Origin of the sequence: Streptomyces sp. NPDC006265 (assembly GCF_040613555.1) — a bacterium.
GTDB lineage: Bacteria > Actinomycetota > Actinomycetes > Streptomycetales > Streptomycetaceae > Streptomyces.
In genome coordinates this window covers 1-18,436 of record NZ_JBEXSH010000071.1, presented here as the reverse complement: position 1 = coordinate 18,436, position 18,436 = coordinate 1, and the positions used below count along the sequence as shown (strand labels likewise).

Sequence of the window (18,436 nt, the reverse complement as noted above, 5' to 3'; positions counted from 1 at the left end):
GTCGACCAGCCCTTCGATCCGCAGGGCGGGAGCGAAGCCGAGGGACGACGTCGCCGCCGTGACCGCGTCCGACACCCGGGCGCGCAGGCCGCTGCCCTCCCGGGTGCCGCCCTGTGCCCGCAGTCCGAAGATCGTGGAGCGGATGATCTTGATGGTCTGGTCCAGGTCGTCGACGGTCCGCGACAGCCTCTCCTCGGCCTCCGGGTGGTCGATGAAGCGCTGGGCGCTCTGCAAGGTCATCCCGGCCGCGAACAGCCGTTGGATGGCCAGGTCGTGCAGGTCCCGGGCGATCCGGTCACGGTCCCGGAGCAGCGCGATCTGCTCGGCGTCGCGGCGCCCCTCGGCCAGCTCCAGGGCCAGCGCCGCCTGCCCGGCGAACCCCAGCAGGGGGCGCGTGTCGGTGTCCGTGAACGGCGTACGGCCCACCTTGCGCCCCAGCAGCAGCACCCCTCCCGCCTTGCCGCCGGCCTCCAGCGGCACACCGACCACGGGCCCGACTCCGGCCCACTGTGCGGCGTCCCGGCTGATCCGCGGGTCCTCCTGGATGTCCGTGCTCACCACCGGTTCGGCCGTGGTCAGGACGGCGGCCACGAACCCGTCCTGCCCCGACATCACCAGACCGCTGCGCCGGTCCGCGTCCAGCCCCACAACGAGCAGCGGCCGCAGCGCGTTCTCCTCCGGCACCCGCTCCGCGATCATCCCGACGTCGGCGTCGGTGATCTGCCGGGCCTGCTCCACGATCAGTTCGAGGACGTCCGTGCTCGACGCACCCGACAGCAGCGCCCGGGTGACCTCGGAGCTCGCTCCCAGCCACCGCTCGCGCAGCCGCGTCTCCTCGTAGAGCCGGGCGTTCTCGATCGCCACGCCCGCCGCCACCGCGAGCGTGGAGAGCACCGACTCGTCCTCGGCGTCGAACTCCGCCGCGCCGCGCTTCTCGGTGAGGTAGAGGTTGCCGAAGACCCGGTCGCGCACCCGGATGGGCACCCCCAGGAACGAGTGCATCGGCGGATGGTGAGGCGGGAAGCCGTACGACGACGAGTGCTCGGAGATCTCCGCCAGCCGCAGCGGCTCCGGGTGCCGGATCAGCTCGCCCAGGATGCCGTGCCCGCTGGGCAGGTCTCCGATCCGGGCCCGCTGCTCGCCGCTGATGCCGACAATGTGGAACTCGGAGAGCATGCGGTCGTCGCCGATGACGCCCAGAGCCCCGTATTCGGCGTCCACCAGCACCACCGCCGCTTCGACGATGCGCCGCAGCACCTGCGGCAGGCCCAGCTCCCGGCCGACCGACAGCACCGCTTCGAGCAGGCTGTGCACCCGGTCCTGCGTGCCGCGCGCCGCGTCGATCCGCGCCTGGAGTTCGTCCAGCAGCTCGTCCAGCCGCAGCTTGGGCAGCCGCTGCTCGGAAAGCCCGGGTCCTTCCCCGCTCATCGTCTCCTCCGACCGGTCCCCGCGGACGCACCCGGAAGGGCGCCTTCTTCGCCTCACGATAGTGGGGTCGCGCCCTCCGCGCCGAGTTGCTGCGGAAGCCCGGCCCAGCTCAGCGGTCGCGCGCGGCCTCCCCCGTCTGAGGTCGCCCGACGGCGTGGTGACCGCCCGACCTCTCGACGGCGCATTGTTTGCTCAGCGTCCCGCGCGTCCAGATCGCAGGAGCGCTGCCGGCTCGGAAGATCCGTACTGGGAACTGCTGCCGAGGGCATCGGTATCGGCAGGTAGTCGGTCGATGGGAAGACAGGGTGGCCCCGGAGAGCATGAGGTAAAACGGTCACCTCACGCTCGCCGCGTACCCCTCGGTCGGGGATGTTGCCCGCCCGTCACCGGCGGAATCGCGCGGACCACCTCGGTTCCACCAGGTCCCACTCGACGTCCCACTGCGCATACCTCCTCCGGTCGAGGAGGTGGCCGGCGGCCGCACGCACCGCGTAGATGCCGACGACGGTGCCGAGGGCTGCCATACCGCCCACGAAGAAGCCGTTGCTCCACGCAGTGGTCGCGTTTGCCGGCGGACTGGTGATGGTCCCATCCCGGTTCACCCAGATCTGGAGGGTGGCGCCCAGGCGGGTTCCAGGCTTCACCAGAGTGGTTCCGGTCCTGACGGTGCCGTTCTGCTCCGTCCAGCGGACCTGCGCCGGCTCCTTGGTCACGTCACTGTCGCCCGCGACGTTCGAGGTCAGCCGGGCGGTGACCTCGTGTCGCTGCGCGCTCTGGGCATGCACGGTACGCATGGTCGACTCGTAGGCCGCCCGCCCCGCGCCGACAGCGGCCAGCGGCAGGCCGACGACCAGGACGAGCGTCAGCAAGCGGTGGAACCAGGATTCGAACCTGTCGGACGGACGTCTCAGCGGGTTCGACCCCACTGCCACGTGGCGCTTACGGGGCGGGGGCTGACCCGACGTGTACGGCGAACCTCTCGTGCTCATGCGCCGGCCTCCGACAAGTCGCTGATCCGTTGTCCACCACTTAGGCCCATCATCAATGGGCAGCGGCCCCGGTCACAGGGCCGAAGGACCCGGCACGCCCGGACTTGCGTGACCCACCGACAATCCCGGGACGAATACCTTCGCCCGCATGCACGGTGACGGGCACCGGGGTGATCCTCGAAGGAGAGAACCCACCAGGTCGGCAGCTCTCTGGCCACCCACCGCATTACCAGCTTCTTCCGGAACGGAGGTGACCGCCATACAACCCGCCGCCACCGTGGACATCGACGGCTCACCGCGGCCCGCGCGGCATACGACGGGCCTTGGAAGCGCAAACCCGCGAGTGCCGAAGCTGTTGGTGTTCAACCGGCACGGGCGCCGCGTGGCCCCGTATACCGCCAGGGTCTCGTCTCGGTCAAGGAGACCATCATGAGCGAACAAGAGCCGCTCGCCCTCGCTGAGGCCTGGCGAGCTGTGGCCGCATGTTCCCTCTCGTGCTGGGCTCTGCTCGCCCGGCGCCGGATCCACTTGCCGCGAGAACGAGTGGGAACGCGCATCAGCTTCGCCGACGGCACCTCGGCCCGGGTGTACCGGGAGACCCGCCTCGGCAGCGGGCTGGCGAAGGATCCGTGCACGCTGGTCGTCGTCTTCCGGTTGCGCCTGGTCCGTGGCCCGGGGCACGCACTCTTCCGGGCAGAGAGCCTGCTCAACACCCCACTGTTCGTGGGCTTCCCCGGCTTCACCTCGAAGTTGTGGCTGGCGCACGATGAGGACGGCCGCTATCGCGGCTTGTACGAGTGGGACAATCCGCAGCGCGCCGAGTACTACGCGCGTTCACTGTGGCGGGTCCTGGCTCTGGTCAGTGTCCCCGGTTCGATCCGCTACACCGTGCTGCCAGGGCTACGCCGCGACGATGTCCTGTCGGACCCCGGTCTGGTCGAGGCCGCGGCGGGGAACGGCGCCCCGGGCTGGTGGCGCGTCACGGGCGGGACCCGACCATGACGGTGGACGTGCTGGTCGTCGGGGCGGGCCCGACCGGCCTCACCCTGGCCCTGGCTGCCCATGACCACGGGGCGCGGGTCCGGGTCGTCGAGCGGCGGCCGGAGCCTTTCCGGCCCTCGCGCGCCCTCATCCTGCACCCGCGTACTCTGGAGGTGCTGCGTCCCCTCGGGGTCACAGACGCCGTGCTGGAGCGGTCCGACACTGCTCCGGCGGCGGCCCTCCGGCTCGGTTCCCGCGTGGTCGACACCAGGCTGGCCGGCTTCGAGCTCCCCGAGACGGCGTATCCGCATCTGTCCCTCGTGCGGCAGACGGACGTCGAAGACGTGTTGACCAGGGCGCTTGCCGACCGCGGTGTGCGTGTGGAGCGAGGCACCGAGCTGGTCACCGCTCGCGACGGCGATCGCAACGCCTCGGCAGTCCTGCGCTCACCTCACGGCACGGAGGAGACTCACTCCCTCTGCGTCGCCGGCTGCGACGGCCCGGCCAGCACCGTGCGAGCCTGTGCCGGCATTGAGTGGCGCAGCAGGCCGTATGCCGCGGAAGTGGTCCTCGCCGACATCGACCTGTCGCGCCCCTCAAGTCATGCAGGCCCCTCCGGCGCTCAGGTCTTCGCCGGGCGTGACGGGCTGGTGTTCCTCTTTCCTCTCGGAGAGCAGGCCGCCTGGCGGCTGCTGGCGACACGGGCGGACGATGGCGGGGCCGGACAGGACTTCGGCCAGCCCGGCCCCGGCGTCCCGCAAGCCGAGCTCCAGCGGCTCCTGAACGAAGCTGGAGCACGAACGCGGATCGAACATCTGGCGTGGTCGGCACGCGTGCCGTTGCGCTGCGGCCTTGCGCGACGGTTCCGCCGGGGACGGCTCTTCCTCGCGGGGGACGCGGCACACAACTACTCACCGGCCACCGGCCAGGGCATGAACGCCGGTATCCAGGACGCAGTGAACCTCGGCTGGAAACTCGCCTTCGCGGCGGCGCGTGCCAAGCAGGGACCTCCGACGTCGCTCGATGACGATGTTCTGCTCAATTCCTACGAGGAGGAGCGAAGGGCGGCGGCCCACCGTCGGCTTCTCCTCACACACGCGGCGTTCTGGGCGGAGGCGTCGACCGGCCGGATCCCTTCTTGGCTTCGCGGAGTGGCCGCCCCACACGCGGCCCCGGTGGTGCCCACCCTGCTGAAGCGGCGCCGGCTGGTCGCCGAGGCCGTGCGTGTCGTTTCGCAGCTACGAGTGAACTACCGGCACAGCTCCCTGTCGGTACAGGGAACACCTGTTTTGCGCGGTGCTCCCCGCCCTGGCGACCGCGTGCCGGACGCAGCCGTCAGCCTCGAAGGGGCCCCGGGGCGGCTGCACCATCTCATGGCGGGCCCGGGTGTGTTCCTGCTGGTGCAGCGCGACGCAGACCCCCCGCCGCCGGAGGCGGTGACCAGTGCCCAGGTCACCGTGCTGCGCCTGGGGAACAGCCCTGGCCGCGGTCTGGTTGCGGTCCGTCCGGACGGGCATGTCGGCTTCCAGTGCGGGGCCGCCGACCCTGCGGGTCTGCTCGGCTGGCTGACGTTGGCCGGTGCGGTGGCCTCTCACCCAGTCGGGTCCACGGACCGCTGACCCGAGCACCGCTGTCACTGGCTCACCAAGCACTCCACCGGTACCGCCGCCGAGAGGGGCACGGCCGGAGCCGCCCTGGCTCCACACCGCTGATGAGGGCCGTTCGGCCCTGGGCACGGGGACCCGGACGGGCGCAGCGTGGACTCATGGGGACGCATACGCGGATCGCTGTCATCGGCGTCGGAAACGAGTTCCGGCGGGACGACGGCGTGGGCTGGGCCGTCGCCGCCCGGCTGCTCGAGCGGGCCGAGAGCCGTGCGCTCCCGCCCAGCACTGTGGTCGCGACCTGCGACGGTGTTCCAGCCCGCCTGATCGGGCTGTGGGAAGGCGCCGGTCTGGCCGTGGTCGTGGACGCGGCGTACGCAGAGCCCGGGCGTCCCGGCCTGGTGCACCGGATCGAGCTCGACGCCGAGCGTCTCGCCCAGCCGCCGACCACCAGCTCGCACGGGCTCGGACTCGGTGAGGCCGTCGGGCTCGCCAGGGTTCTGGGCCGACTGCCCGGGCGCCTCGTCGTGTACGCGGTTGAGGGAGCCGACGCCTCCGTGGGCGCTGGTCTGACGCCCGCCGTCGAGGGCGTCGTGGAGTCGCTCGTCGCCTCGGTCGAGGACGAGATCGTCCGCCACCGCGTCGCCGGGGCGAAAGGCCCGTCATGAGCGTCCGGCGCTTCCGGGTCCTCGGGACGGTGCAGGGTGTCGGCTTCCGGCCCTTCGTGTACCGCACCGCCGTCAGCCTGGGACTCGACGGCTGGGTGGCGAACGTGGACGGTCACGTCGAGGGCGAGGTCGCGGGTAACCTCCGGGCCATCGACGAGTTCGCCACCCGCATCCGCACCGAGGCGCCACCCCTGGCAGACGTCCGGCTGGTCGGACTGTCCACCGCGCACGCCGTCCCCCGCCAGGGCTTCCACGTACGGCGCAGCGCCCCGGGGCCCGTGCGGGCAGCGCCCCGCGACGTCCCGCCCGACGCGGCCGTCTGCGACGCCTGCCTGCGAGAGCTGTACGACCCCACCGACCGGCGCCACCGCTATCCGTTCATCAACTGCACCGACTGCGGACCGCGGGCCACGATCATCGAGGGTCTCCCCTACGACCGAGTGCGCACCACCATGCGCCGCTTCCCGCTCTGCCCGGCATGCGCTTCCGAGTACGTCGACCCGGGAAACCGCCGCTTCCACGCCGAGCCCGTCGCCTGTCCCGTCTGCGGCCCCCGACTGGCCTGGGCCGACCAGCGGGGCGAGGACGCGCTGCGGGCGGCGGTGAAAGCGATCGCCGGCGGCGGCATCGTCGCGGTGAAGGGACTCGGCGGCTACCAGCTGGTGTGCGACGCGGACAGTCATGACGCCGTGTCCGAGCTGCGGCGGCGCAAGCGCCGTCCTGCCAAACCGTTCGCGGTCATGGTCAGGGACATCGAAACGGCGGCATACCTGGCGCGGGTCGGCGGCACGGAACGCGCGGTGCTCACCTCGCCGGCGCGTCCCGTGACGCTGCTGGCGGGGCGTGGACGGCACTCCCTCGCCCCACAGGTTGCTCCCGGAGTCCCACGGATCGGCCTCTTCCTGCCCACGACCGGCCTGCACCATCTCCTGCTGGCCGAAGTGGACCGGCCCTTGGTCGTCACCAGCGGCAACTTCAGCGACGAACCGATCGCCATCGCGGACGACAGGGCACATCGCGATCTCGCTTCCGTCGCGGACGGATTCCTCACCCACGACCGGCCGATCCGGGCCCGCTACGACGACTCGGTGGTCCGGATCGCGGACCGGACCCGGATCACCGTCCGCCGGGCACGCGGCCTGGCACCCGCGCCCTTGCCGCTCGCGGTCACGGTGCCGCTGGCCGGGCTCGGCGCCCAGCTCAAACACACCTTCACGCTCGCCGGGGACGGCCGGGCATACCTGGGTCCGCACACCGGCGATCTGTCCGACGTGGCGACGTACGACGCCTTCCGCAGGTCCTTCGACGACCTGAAACGGCTCACCGGCATCGAGCCCAAGATCCTCGCGCACGATCTTCACCCCGGCTATCTGTCCACGCAGTGGGCGCTGGACCGGCACCTGCGCCGGATCCCTGTCCAGCACCACCACGCGCACGTGGCCGCTGTCGCCGCGGAGCACGGGGTACGGGGCCCCTTCCTCGGCATCGCCTACGACGGCCTGGGGCCTCGGGGAGGACGGCACCCTGTGGGGCGGCGAGATCCTCGTCGCCGATCTGAGCGGCTACCGCCGTGTGGGCAGGTTCGCGACCGCGCCCCTGCCCGGCGGCGACGCGGCGGTACGCCACCCTTCCGCACCGCCCTCGGCCATCTGCTGGACGCCGAAGCCCTGGGCACGCCACGCCCCTCTCCCGGACTTGTCCGGCGCTTCACCGATCTCCTCGACCCGGCCGAGGTCTCGGCCGTGCGCGCGATGATCACGCGCCGCGTGAACTGTCCCCGCGCCTCGAGTGCGGGACGACTGTTCGACACGGCCGCCGCCCTGCTCGGGCTCGCGGACGCTGTCAGCTACGAGGGCGAGGCGGCCGTGTGCCTGGAGGCGGCGGCCGGTACGGCACACGCCGTACCCCTCGCCCACAAGATCGTCCGGGTGGGCGGTCTGTGGGTGTACGACTCAACGCCCACGGTGGCCGACTTGCTGGAGCGGCGGGCGAGCGGGGAGCCGGTGCCGGACCTTGCGGCCGCGTTCCACCTCACCCTCGCGCACGCCACCTCCGACCTCGTCGCACGGGCCGTCGAGGAGGGCGCTCCGCGCACCGTATGCCTGGGCGGGGGCTGTTTCGTCAACGGCCGGCTGTTGGTCGAGGTGCGTCGAAGGCTGCGAGCTCAGGGGTTGCGGGTCCTCGTGGGCGGCGAGGTCCCGGTCGGTGACGGCGGTATCAGTTACGGCCAGGCCGCGGTGGCCGCCGCCCAGGTCGCGAAGGAGAGGTGAGCGGTCATGTGTCTGGGCATTCCGGGACAGGTCCTGGAGATCCGCGACGACGCCGGGCTGCGCATGGCCACCGTCGACTTCGGGGGTGTGCGACGCGAGGCCTGCCTCGACTACACACCCGGTGCGGGTGTCGGAGCGTACGTCATCGTGCACGTCGGTTTCGCGATCACCGAGGTCGACGAAGCCGAGGCGCGGCGCACGCTCGACGTCCTGCGGGCGATGGCGGACGCCGTGGAGACAGAGCTCGGCGAGCCACTGCCGTGAGGGCGGCCCGGGACCGTCGGGCCCACCGCCGTGCCCGAACGGCCCATCGGCCCACCGCTTCGCGCGGACGAGGCTGAAAGTGCAGACCTGCCGACGAGAGGCACATCATGACCGCCATCCCGGCATCCGGCGAACGGGTGCACGCCCTGCTCACCGACGGTACGACGGTGAGCGTACGGCCCGCAGGACCCGACGACCGAGAGGCCGTCCTGCGGTTCTACACGGAGATGTCGGACGCGAACCTGCGGCTGCGCTTCTTCTCCGTGAGCCGGCGCTCCGCCGAACAGGCGGCCGCCCGGGTCGCCCGGCCGGCCGGCTCCGGCTACCGGACGCTCGTCGCCGAGCACGGCGGCCGGATCATCGGAATCGCCGAGTACGAAATCGACGACGCGAAGACGCCCGACAGCGCCGAGATCTCGATCGCCGTCAGCGACGGCCGCCACCACCGTGGAGTGGGCACCCTGCTTCTGGAGCACCTGATCTCCGCGGCCCGCGCGCACGGCATCACGACATTCACCGCGGACGCGCTCGCCGAGAACCACGAGATGCTCAAGGTCTTCGCCGACCTGGGACTGCGCGCCGAACGGCACTTCGAGGGGCCGGCTTGCGCGGCGGGACGATCGCCTCGAACGAGTCGGCCGAGGAGGACCGCATGTTCGTGAGCTTCTTCTCCTTGGTGATGTTCACGTCCATGTCGTCGGAGCGCGAGTTCTCGCCGACGATCATGCCCTCGTACACCTCGGTGCCGGGGTCCGTGAACAGCACACCGCGCTCCTGGAGGTTCGTCATCGCGAAGGCGGTGACGGAACCGGAGCGGTCGGCGACCAGCGAACCGTTGTTACGGGTCTGCAGGGTGCCGAACCAGGGCTCGAAGCCCTCGTGGATGGAGTGGCCGATGCCGGTACCGCGGGTCTGGGTCAGGAACTCGGTCCGGAACCCGATGAGACCGCGGGACGGCACCACGAACTCCATGCGGACCCAGCCGGAGCCGTGGTTCGACATGTTGTCCATGCGGCCCTTGCGGACGCCCATGAGCTGCGTGACCGCGCCCATGTGCTCCTCGGGCACGTCGATCGTCATGCGCTCGACCGGCTCGTACGTCTTGCCGTCGACCTCCTTGGTGACGACCTGCGGCTTGCCGATGGTCAGCTCGAAGCCCTCGCGGCGCATCTGCTCGACCAGGATGGCCAGCGCCAGCTCACCGCGGCCCTGCACCTCCCAGGCGTCCGGCCGCTCGGTCTCCAGCACCCGGAGGCTGACGTTACCGATCAGCTCGCGGTCGAGGCGGTCCTTGACCTGGCGGGCGGTGACCTTGCGGTCCTTGGCGGCCGCCTTGTTGTCGGCGCCCTTGCCGGTGCCGCCACGGCCGACCAGCGGCGAGGTGTTGGTGCCGATGGTCATGGAGATCGCGGGCTCGTCCACCGTGATCAGTGGCAGCGGGATCGGGTTCTCGGGGTCCGCGAGGGTTTCGCCGATCATGATGTCCGGGATACCGGCGACGGCACAGATGTCACCGGGGCCGGCCTTCTCGGCGGGCTTGCGGGTCAGCGCCTCGGTCATCATCAGCTCGCTGATGCGGACGTTGCTGATGGTGCCGTCGCGCTTGATCCACGCGACCGTCTGGCCCTTGCGCAGCTCGCCCTGCTCGACACGGAGCAGCGCGATACGGCCGAGGAAGTTGTCGGCGTCCAGGTTGGTGACGTGGGCCTGGAGCGGGGCGGCCTCGTCGTAGGTCGGGGCCGGGATGTGCTCCAGGATCGTGGAGAAGAACGGCTCCAGGCTGGTGGAGTCGGCGGGGACCGTGCCGTCGTCCGGCTTGGTCAGCGAGGCGATGCCGTCGCGGCCACAGGCGTAGACGATCGGGAACTCGATCTGCTCCTCGTCGGCGTCGAGGTCGAGGAACAGGTCGTACGTCTCGTTGACGACCTCGTCGATCCGGGAGTCCGGGCGGTCCGTCTTGTTGATGCAGAGGATGACGGGCAGCCGCTGCTGGAGCGCCTTGCGCAGCACGAAGCGGGTCTGCGGCAGCGGGCCCTCGGAAGCGTCCACGAGCAGGACGACACCGTCGACCATCGACAGACCGCGCTCGACCTCGCCGCCGAAGTCGGCGTGACCGGGGGTGTCGATGATGTTGATGGTGATGACGTCGCCGCCATCCTTCGGGTGGTACTTCACCGCCGTGTTCTTGGCCAGGATCGTGATGCCCTTCTCACGCTCCAGGTCGTTCGAGTCCATCATGCGGTCGTCGACGCCTTCGAGCTGATGCGCGGCGAAGGCGCCGGCCTGCTTCAGCATGCCGTCGACGATGGTGGTCTTGCCGTGGTCGACGTGGGCGACGATAGCGACGTTGCGGATGTCGTGGCGCGTGGCCATATTGCGGCGTACTCCCGGAGTATGAGGAATGCCCTGCGCGGACGTCTGCGGTGCGCGGGCCCTGCCGGGCTGAACGTGCCACGGCCTCACCCCATGGTACGGGGCTGCGCCCGCAGGGGTTAGCCGGGCTACGTCGACGCAGGTCAGGCTCTGTTTCAGGGAGCTGCTCAGGCGCAGACGCGCCGGGCGACCTCCCGGGCGAGGGCCGAGTCGGGGCGCTCGTCACAGTCGGTCAGGCCGGAGATGTCGACCGTCCAGTTCCGGGCGTGGCCCGAGACCGTTCTGCCGTCCGGGCAGGTGTAGCGGAAGTCCGCCGACACTTCCCGCACCCCCGCGTACTGGACGAACTCTCCCGCCGCGTGGGGCGTGACACGGTCGTCGTCGAGGTCGGGGGCCGGGAGCCGGACGTCGGTGAACGACCAGGTGTCGCCGCCCGCCTCGGCCAGGGTGCGCGCGTCGGAGTCGATCTCGCCGGTCTTCTTGCCGAACGAGAAGAGGATCTCCGCCGAGGAGGGGGCAGGCCCGTCGGCGCGTACCGAAGGGCGGGGGGTGTACACCCGCCGCATCCGGTTCTGCAGACTGCCGCCGCCCTCGCCGAGACGCTCTGGGTCGGAGACCCCGGTCAGCCGGTCCCGCTTCGTGACCTGGGACCAGGTGAACGTGCCGTCCGCGCAGGCCTTCGCCGCAGCTTCGCCGATCTTGCGGTCCTTGCCGGCCTCGTCACCGCCCGCTTGCCCCGTGCACGCCGTCAGCCCCGTCACCAGCACCCCGACGACCAGCCCGGCCGTGCAGGCCCGCCCCACCATGCCGCGCATCCGCCGGCTCCCGTTTCCCGTGCACGGACGCCCGGCGCCCGCACCATGATCGCTGCTGGTCTCATGGTGCGGACGCCGGGCGGGGACGGCAACGCGTTTGAGCGTTATCAGAGCTACGGGTTGGCCGAGCCCTTCGCCGAGGGGCCCGACGCGGGTTTCGCGCCCTTCTTCAGGAAGCCCATGTCCTCGTAGACCGGTGTGCCGAAACCGAAGGCGCCGGTGTTGACCAGGTTCTTGCGGGCCGCGAGGAGCTGGGGGCGCTGGAAGAGGGGGATCGAGCCGGCCGCGGCCCAGATGCGGGAGTCGGCCTTGCGGATCAGCGAGCGGGACTCGTCCTCGTCGAGGGTGGCCACGGCCTCGTCGAAGAGCTGGTCGACCTGGTCGGTGCCGACGCGGGTGTAGTTCTGCTCGACGTTCAGCGAGCCGTCGGCGGCCGGGACGGGCTTGGCGTAGACGGGGCGGGCGTCGGTGGCGGGGAACGCCGTGGCGGGCCAGGAGTACAGGGCGAGGTCGTACTGGCCGGAGGCGATGTGGTCCTTGAAGTAGGACTCGTCGGAGACCTTGGAGATCTCGGTGGTGATGCCGACGCGCTCCAGCATGCGGGAGATGCGGTCCGCGACCGTGCGCAGCGTCTGGGAGCCGGGTCCGGAGGGGAGTACGAAGCGGAGCGTGAGGGGCTTGCCGTTCTTGGCGAGCGGGGCGGCCTCCTGGTTCGCCGGGGCGGCGGTGCCCTTGGGGGCGTACGCGCCGGGGGCGCCGCCCTGGTGCGCGGGCGCGTGCTGCCTGCCGTCCTGGGCGAGGTGCCCGGCCGGGTCGGGTCCGCGGCGTGCCTTGTCGTCCTCGCCGGTGTCGTCGGCCTTCCCGCCCTCGGGGCCGGCGGCCTTCTCCTTCTTCTTCTCCTCCTTGACCGGGCCGCCGCGCACCCACCCGGCGTCCGCGAGCAGCGCCTGGGCCTCCTTGGTGTCCTGGCCGCCGAGGGCCCCGCTGTTGTCGGCGTAGGCGGCCTGGCCGGACAGGGCGAGGTGGCTGCCGACCGGTACGGCGGGCAGGCCGAGGGGCTTGAGTACGACCTGGGCCAGTTCCTTGCGGTCCAGGGCGCGGGCGACGGCCCTGCGGACGCGCTCGTCGGTGAGCGGGCCCTCGGCGCCGTTCAGGGCGAGCTGGGTGTAGGCCGGCTCCAGGGATTTGCGGACCTCGAAGCCGCTGAGGGCCTGCTGCTGCCGGGCATACCTGGCGGTGGCCGTGCGCAGCTTCTCGCGGGCGACGGTCTCCTCGTCGGCGGCGTCCTCGTCGGAGCCGTTGGCGACGGCCCAGGACTCCAGGGAGTCTGCGGCGGACCGGTCGGCGCCCGGGCCCATCAGCGGGCTGCCGGAGGCGTGGGGGCGGGCGGCGACGGTGATACGGCGGGCCGCGGAGGGGTCGATCTCGGCCAGGTCGAGGGTGCCGTCGGCCAGCTCCGCGGCGCGCTTGTCGCGCGGGACGGTGCGCAGCACGATCTCGGAGAGCTTGGCAGGCTCGCCCCACCAGCGCGGGTTGCGGGCGAGGATGATCTCCCCGTCCTCACGGTCGGTCTTCTTCACCGTGAAGGGCCCGGCGGTGACCTTGAGCTTCTTGCGGGCCCCGTCGTTGAAGGAGTCCGGGGTGCCCATGACGTCCTTCGGGTACAGCGGCGAGAACAGTGAGCGCCAGTCCGCGTAGGGGCGGCTGAAGGTGACCCGGACCTCCAGGGCGTTGTCGCCGCGCTCGATCTTCTGGATGCGGTCGTAGCCGGCGTTGCGGGCGGTCCAGTACGCGGTGTCCTTGCCGGACAGGGCGCGCCACTGGGCGGCGAAGTCGGCGGCGCCGATCTCCCGGCCGTCGCTCCAGACGGCCTGCTGGTTGAGCTTGTACAGGACGACCTGCTTGGGCTCGGTGTCGACGACCTTGGCGGACTCCAGGTAGTCGGGGTTGCGCTCCGGGCGGCCGGAGGCGTCCATGCGGAACATCGACGGCAGGACGGCCTGGGCGACGCGGGTGGTGGTGGCGTCGGCGTCCGACTGGAACGTGTTCAGCGTGTCGGGTACGGAGTCGACGGCCCAGCGCAGGGTGCCTCCGTCGGTGATCCGGTCGCGGGGTGCGGGCTGGATGTCCTGCCCGGCGAGCGGCTTGCCGGACGGGTCCTCGGAGCCGCATCCGGCGAGCGCGGGCACCGCGAGCACTCCCGCGGTGAGGAAGGCGACCGAGCGCATGACCGCACGCGGGCCGACGCCGTGCTGGGACATCTGTGCTACCTCCGGGAAGCCGCGGGCGTTATGATCACTTTTGGCGGTATTTGGAGTTCATCTGATGTATGCCGCCACTGAAGAGGAAAGGGTTCGGCAACACAGGGCGACACGGCGGTCACGGGCGGGAAGTCACCCGTGCGGCCCAATGCACCGCACGGTGCACCCACACGCCTCGGCCAATCGATGCACATCCCTTCACAGCACAAGGTGTGACGCGCAACACTCGCAGGCGCATGAACGTTGCCGCCTTGGGCCACGAAGGACCCGCGGAAGTGAGGGCAGGTCATGTCCGTTCACGACGAACTGACGTCAGTCCAGCGCAGTCTCGACGAAGTGTTCCGATCGCTGGGACGCCTGGAGAAGCAGCTCGGCACCGGCGGCCTGGAAATGCGCCGCGTCCGTGCCGACGCCAACCATCTGCGCGAGAGCGTCGCCCTGCTGCGCGACGCCGCCGCGTCACCGGCCGCGCCGAAGCGCCCCGAGCTGGTCACCATCTCGGACACGCCCTACGACTCCGCCCTGTGGAGCGACTCGGACGACGAGGGGCTCGGCGCCCGGGACCGGCGCGCTCCCTGACCCGGGGAGGAGTCGAGCGCGACCGGCACCTCCCCCGAACCCGACCGGAGTCGTCACGTGGCCACTGGTACGGAACCCCCTGCCACCGAACCCAGACCTGAGAGCGGCGGTGTGCGGGGCGCTGCGCGCGCCGCGATCGCCGCCCCGCATCTGCGCACCGACCGCTGGTGGCTGGCCCCGGCCGGCACGGCCGCGGGCCTGCTCGCCTTCATCGTCTACTCGACCTGGCGGGCCTTCGCCGACGCCCACTACTACGCGGCGCCCTACGTCTCGCCCTTCTACTCCCCCTGCCTGGCGGAGCGCTGCGAGCCGATGAGGTCCGGCCCGAACTGGGAGATCTTCGGGAGCTGGTGGGGCATCTCGCCCGCGATCATCATCCTGATCTTCCCGCTCGGCTTCCGCCTGACCTGCTACTACTACCGCAAGGCCTACTACCGGGGCTTCTGGGCGTCCCCGCCGGCCTGCGCGGTGGCCGAGCCGCACAAGAAGTACAGCGGCGAGACCCGCTTCCCGCTGATCCTGCAGAACATCCACCGGTACTTCTTCTACGCCGCCCTCCTCGTCGCCGGGATCCTCACGTACGACACCGTGCTCGCCTTCCGCGACGAGACCTACGCGTGGGGCCACATGGGGCTCGGCACGCTCGTGTTCCTGGTCAACATCGTGCTGATCTGGGCGTACACGATCTCCTGCCACTCCTGCCGGCACATCGTCGGCGGCAAGCTCAAGCACTTCTCCAGGCATCCCGTGCGCTACCGGATGTGGCAGTGGGCGGGGAAGCTCAACGCCCGGCACATGCAGCTCGCCTGGGCGTCACTGGTGAGCGTGGCGCTCGCCGACTTCTACGTCTACCTGGTCGCGTCCGGTGCCTTCGACGATCCGCGCTTCTTCTAGAGGGATGGGACCTTATCGATGTCCGTGGTCGACCGGCAGGAGTGGGACGTCGTCGTGGTGGGCGCGGGCGGTGCGGGCCTGCGCGCCGCCATCGAGGCCCGTGAACGGGGCGCCCGTACGGCCGTGATCTGCAAGTCGCTGTTCGGCAAGGCACACACGGTGATGGCCGAGGGCGGCATCGCCGCGGCGATGGCCAACGCCAACGAGAACGACTCCTGGCAGGTGCACTTCCGCGACACCATGCGCGGCGGCAAGTTCCTCAACCAGTGGCGGATGGCCGAGCTGCACGCCCAGGAGGCGCCGCAGCGGGTGTGGGAGCTGGAGACCTGGGGGGCGCTGTTCGACCGCACCAAGGACGGCCGGATCTCCCAGCGCAACTTCGGCGGCCACGAGTACCCGCGTCTCGCGCACGTCGGCGACCGCACGGGCCTGGAGCTGATCCGCACGCTCCAGCAGAAGATCGTCGCGCTGCAGCAGGAGGACTTCAAGGAGACCGGCGACTACGAGTCCCGGCTGAAGGTCTTCCAGGAGTGCACGGTCACGCGCGTGCTGAAGACCGTGTCCGACAGCGGCTCCGCCGCGGGCGGCCGGGTCTGCGGGGTGTTCGCCTACGAGCGCGAGTCGGGCCGTTTCTTCGTGCTGGAGGCGCCCGCCGTGGTGATCGCCACCGGCGGCATCGGCAAGTCCTTCAAGGTGACGTCGAACTCGTGGGAGTACACCGGCGACGGCCACGCGCTGGCCCTCCTCGCGGGCGCCCCCCTGCTGAACATGGAGTTCGTGCAGTTCCACCCGACCGGCATGGTCTGGCCGCCCTCGGTGAAGGGCATCCTCGTCACCGAGTCGGTGCGCGGCGACGGCGGTGTGCTGCGCAACTCCGACGGCAAGCGGTTCATGTTCGACTACGTCCCCGACGTCTTCAAGGACAAGTACGCCGAGACGGAGGAGGAGGGCGACCGCTGGTACGACGACCCGGACCACAACCGTCGCCCGCCCGAGCTGCTCCCCCGCGACGAGGTCGCCCGGGCCATCAACGCCGAGGTGAAGGAGGGGCGCGGCTCGCCGCACGGGGGCGTGTTCCTCGATGTGTCGACCCGGATGCCCGCCGAGGTCATCAAGCGCCGGCTGCCGTCGATGTACCACCAGTTCAAGGAGCTGGCCGACGTCGACATCACGGCCGAGGCGATGGAGGTCGGGCCCACCTGCCACTACGTGATGGGCGGGATCGCGGTCGAGTCCGACACGGCGGCGGCGCGCGGGGTGCCCGGTCTCTACGCGGCCGGTGAGGTGGCCGGCGGCATGCACGGCTCCAACCGGCTCGGCGGCAACTCCCTGTCCGACCTGCTGGTGTTCGGCCGCAGGGCCGGCTGGCACGCGGCGGAGTACGCGGCGGGGGCGGCCGGGGCGCGGCCCGTGGTGGACGACGTCCAGATCGACTCGGCGGCGGCGGAGGCGCTTCGGCCCTTCTCGGCCGAGTCGGAGATCGAGGAGCCGGCGGGCGGTCCGCCGGAGAACCCGTACACCCTGCACCAGGAACTCCAGCAGACGATGAACGACCTGGTCGGCATCATCCGCCGCGAGCCGGAGATGGAGCAGGCCCTGGAGAAGCTGGCCGAGCTGCGACTCCGGGCGCGCCGGGCCGGGGTCGAGGGGCACCGGCAGTTCAACCCGGGCTGGCACCTCGCCCTGGACCTCAGGAACATGCTGCTGGTCAGCGAGTGTGTGGCGCGAGCCGCGCTGGAACGCACCGAGTCGCGCGGCGGGCACACGCGTGAGGACCATCCGGGGATGGACCGCACGTGGCGGCGGATCAATCTGCTGTGCGCGCTCACCGACCCCACGGGCGGCCTGGCGGCGACGGACCCGGTCCGCGGCCAGATCACCCTCACCCGTGAGACCACCGAACCCGTCCGTGACGACCTGCTCGCCCTGTTCGACAAGGAGGAGCTGGTCAAGTACCTCGCCGAAGAGGAGCTCCACGAATGAGCGGCTACACGGCCCACTTCAAGGTGTGGCGCGGCGACGTGAGCGGCGGCGGCCTGGAGGACTTCAAGGTCGAGGTCAACGACGGCGAAGTGGTGCTCGACATCATCCACCGCCTCCAGGCCACCCAGACGCCCGACCTCGCCGTGCGCTGGAACTGCAAGGCCGGCAAGTGCGGTTCCTGCTCGGCGGAGATCAACGGCCGCCCGCGGCTGATGTGCATGACGCGGATGTCGGTGTTCGACCGGGAGGAGACCATCACGGTGACGCCGCTGCGGGCGTTCCCGGTCGTGCGCGACCTGGTCACCGACGTCGGCTTCAACTACACCAAGGCCAGGGAGGTACCGGCCTTCGTGCCGCCGGCCGGGGTCGCACCCGGCGAGTACCGGATGATGCAGGAGGACGTGGACCGCTCGCAGGAGTTCCGCAAGTGCATCGAGTGCTTCCTGTGCCAGGACACCTGCCATGTGGTCCGCGACCACGAGGAGAACAAGCAGGTGTTCGCCGGGCCCCGCTTCCTGATGCGGGTGGCGGAGCTGGACATGCACCCGCTGGACGCGGCGTCGGAGTCGGGACTGGACCGCAAGACCACCGCCCAGGACGAACACGGCCTCGGCTACTGCAACATCACCAAGTGCTGCACGGAGGTCTGCCCCGAGGGCATCAAGATCACGGACAACGCGCTGATTCCGTTGAAGGAGCGGGCGGTCGACCGCAAGTACGACCCGCTGGTGTGGCTGGGCTCGAAGATCAGGAGGCGCTCTTCAGCAGGCTGAGCGCCTGGTGGAGGTTGTGTTCCGCGATCTCCCGCATCCGGCCCGGGTGCGGGAAGTCGCCCTCGATCAGGGTCAGCGGGCCCGAGACCAGGCCGATGTGCATGGCCAGGCGGTACAGGCGCAGACGTGCCTCGTCCAGGCCGGTGGCGCGCAGCGCGTCGTAGTGGGGGCCGAAGCGGAGTCGCAGGAAGACGTGTTCGTGCTCCACGTCGAAGTACATCAGGCCCTCGATGTCGATGAGCGCCGGGTGCCCGTCGGGCGTGAGCAGGACGTGGTCGGCCCCGAGTTCGCCGTGGACGAGGGTGTGGCGGTCGCGGGGCCGGACCTCGGCGGCCAGGGCGTGGATCTCCTCCTCCAGCTCCCGGCGTGCGGCGGCGGCGCGGGGCTCGCGCGCGGCGGCTTCGGCCACGGCGCGCAGGGCCCCTTCGGTGATGCGCTGCTCGCAGGAATCGCCGTACGAGGAACCGCCGTTGTCGACGACGGCGACCTTCCCGAACCGGGGACCGGTGTGGCTGTGCAGGGTGGCGAGCAGCTCGGCCATCCGCTCCATGGCC

General features: G+C 71.0%; 14 protein-coding genes and 2 pseudogenes. 10 read left to right on the top strand and 6 right to left on the bottom strand.

What is annotated here, in order from left to right:
- A partial coding sequence (locus ABZ281_RS09180; protein WP_356653642.1) for a GAF domain-containing protein occupies positions 1–1,428 on the bottom strand: 1,428 nt, incomplete at its 3' end.
- 383 nt (positions 1,429–1,811) lie between these two features.
- Positions 1,812–2,297, bottom strand: coding sequence for a hypothetical protein (locus tag ABZ281_RS09175; RefSeq protein WP_356653640.1), 486 nt, complete (start codon positions 2,295–2,297; stop codon positions 1,812–1,814).
- A 549-nt stretch (positions 2,298–2,846) separates the two neighbouring features.
- Here ABZ281_RS09175 and ABZ281_RS09170 point away from each other — a divergent pair.
- The 6 genes and pseudogenes from ABZ281_RS09170 to ABZ281_RS09145 form a co-directional block, all read left to right on the top strand.
- Complete coding sequence (locus ABZ281_RS09170) at positions 2,847–3,419, top strand: hypothetical protein (protein WP_356653638.1); 573 nt, start codon at positions 2,847–2,849, stop codon at positions 3,417–3,419.
- Positions 3,416–5,017: an FAD-dependent monooxygenase gene (locus ABZ281_RS09165; protein WP_356653636.1), complete on the top strand. Its 1,602-nt coding sequence runs from the start codon at positions 3,416–3,418 to the stop codon at positions 5,015–5,017. Before ABZ281_RS09170 ends, ABZ281_RS09165 begins: the two co-directional genes overlap by 4 nt.
- Positions 5,018–5,163: 146 nt before the next feature.
- Entirely contained in the window at positions 5,164–5,670 is a 507-nt protein-coding gene (locus ABZ281_RS09160) for a hydrogenase maturation protease (RefSeq protein ID WP_356653634.1), read from the top strand.
- Entirely contained in the window at positions 5,667–7,940 is a 2,274-nt protein-coding gene (gene hypF, locus ABZ281_RS09155; RefSeq protein ID WP_356653632.1) for a carbamoyltransferase HypF, read from the top strand. The genes ABZ281_RS09160 and hypF overlap by 4 nt, the downstream gene beginning before the upstream one ends.
- 6 nt (positions 7,941–7,946) lie before the next feature.
- Positions 7,947–8,204 (top strand): HypC/HybG/HupF family hydrogenase formation chaperone, encoded by a 258-nt coding sequence (locus ABZ281_RS09150; protein WP_356653630.1) that lies wholly within the window; start codon positions 7,947–7,949, stop codon positions 8,202–8,204.
- A gap of 107 nt (positions 8,205–8,311) precedes the next feature.
- A pseudogene (locus ABZ281_RS09145) lies at positions 8,312–8,806 on the top strand (GNAT family N-acetyltransferase); the annotation flags it as partial.
- 1 nt (position 8,807) lies between these two features.
- Here ABZ281_RS09145 and typA read toward each other — a convergent pair.
- The 3 genes and pseudogenes from typA to ABZ281_RS09130 all read right to left on the bottom strand — a co-directional run.
- Positions 8,808–10,577 (bottom strand): annotated as a pseudogene (typA, locus tag ABZ281_RS09140) (translational GTPase TypA); the annotation flags it as partial.
- Between the two features lie 167 nt (positions 10,578–10,744).
- Positions 10,745–11,392 carry a hypothetical protein gene (locus ABZ281_RS09135; protein ID WP_356653628.1) on the bottom strand — a complete coding sequence of 216 codons (648 nt, stop codon included), beginning with the start codon at positions 11,390–11,392 and terminating at the stop codon, positions 10,745–10,747.
- Between the two features lie 113 nt (positions 11,393–11,505).
- Entirely contained in the window at positions 11,506–13,653 is a 2,148-nt protein-coding gene (locus ABZ281_RS09130) for an ABC transporter family substrate-binding protein (RefSeq protein WP_356653626.1), read from the bottom strand.
- Positions 13,654–13,941: 288 nt separating this feature from the next.
- Between ABZ281_RS09130 and ABZ281_RS09125 the strand changes: the two genes are divergently transcribed.
- From ABZ281_RS09125 to ABZ281_RS09110, 4 genes are read left to right on the top strand one after another with little or no spacing between them, the layout of a single operon-like run.
- On the top strand, positions 13,942–14,232 hold the full coding sequence (locus ABZ281_RS09125; RefSeq protein ID WP_031103292.1) for a hypothetical protein: 291 nt from the start codon (positions 13,942–13,944) through the stop codon (positions 14,230–14,232).
- Between the two features lie 57 nt (positions 14,233–14,289).
- On the top strand, positions 14,290–15,126 hold the full coding sequence (locus ABZ281_RS09120) for a hypothetical protein (protein ID WP_184908850.1): 837 nt from the start codon (positions 14,290–14,292) through the stop codon (positions 15,124–15,126).
- An 18-nt stretch (positions 15,127–15,144) separates the two neighbouring features.
- Positions 15,145–17,109 (top strand): fumarate reductase/succinate dehydrogenase flavoprotein subunit, encoded by a 1,965-nt coding sequence (locus ABZ281_RS09115; RefSeq protein WP_356653624.1) that lies wholly within the window; start codon positions 15,145–15,147, stop codon positions 17,107–17,109.
- Positions 17,106–17,882 (top strand): succinate dehydrogenase/fumarate reductase iron-sulfur subunit, encoded by a 777-nt coding sequence (locus ABZ281_RS09110; RefSeq protein ID WP_356653622.1) that lies wholly within the window; start codon positions 17,106–17,108, stop codon positions 17,880–17,882. The genes ABZ281_RS09115 and ABZ281_RS09110 overlap by 4 nt, the downstream gene beginning before the upstream one ends.
- On the opposite strand, the gene ABZ281_RS09105 is transcribed toward ABZ281_RS09110, so the two are convergent.
- Positions 17,857–18,436: phosphotransferase (locus ABZ281_RS09105; RefSeq protein ID WP_356653620.1), on the bottom strand; the 580-nt coding region annotated here is incomplete at its 5' end. The two genes, ABZ281_RS09110 and ABZ281_RS09105, sit on opposite strands and share 26 nt — an antisense overlap.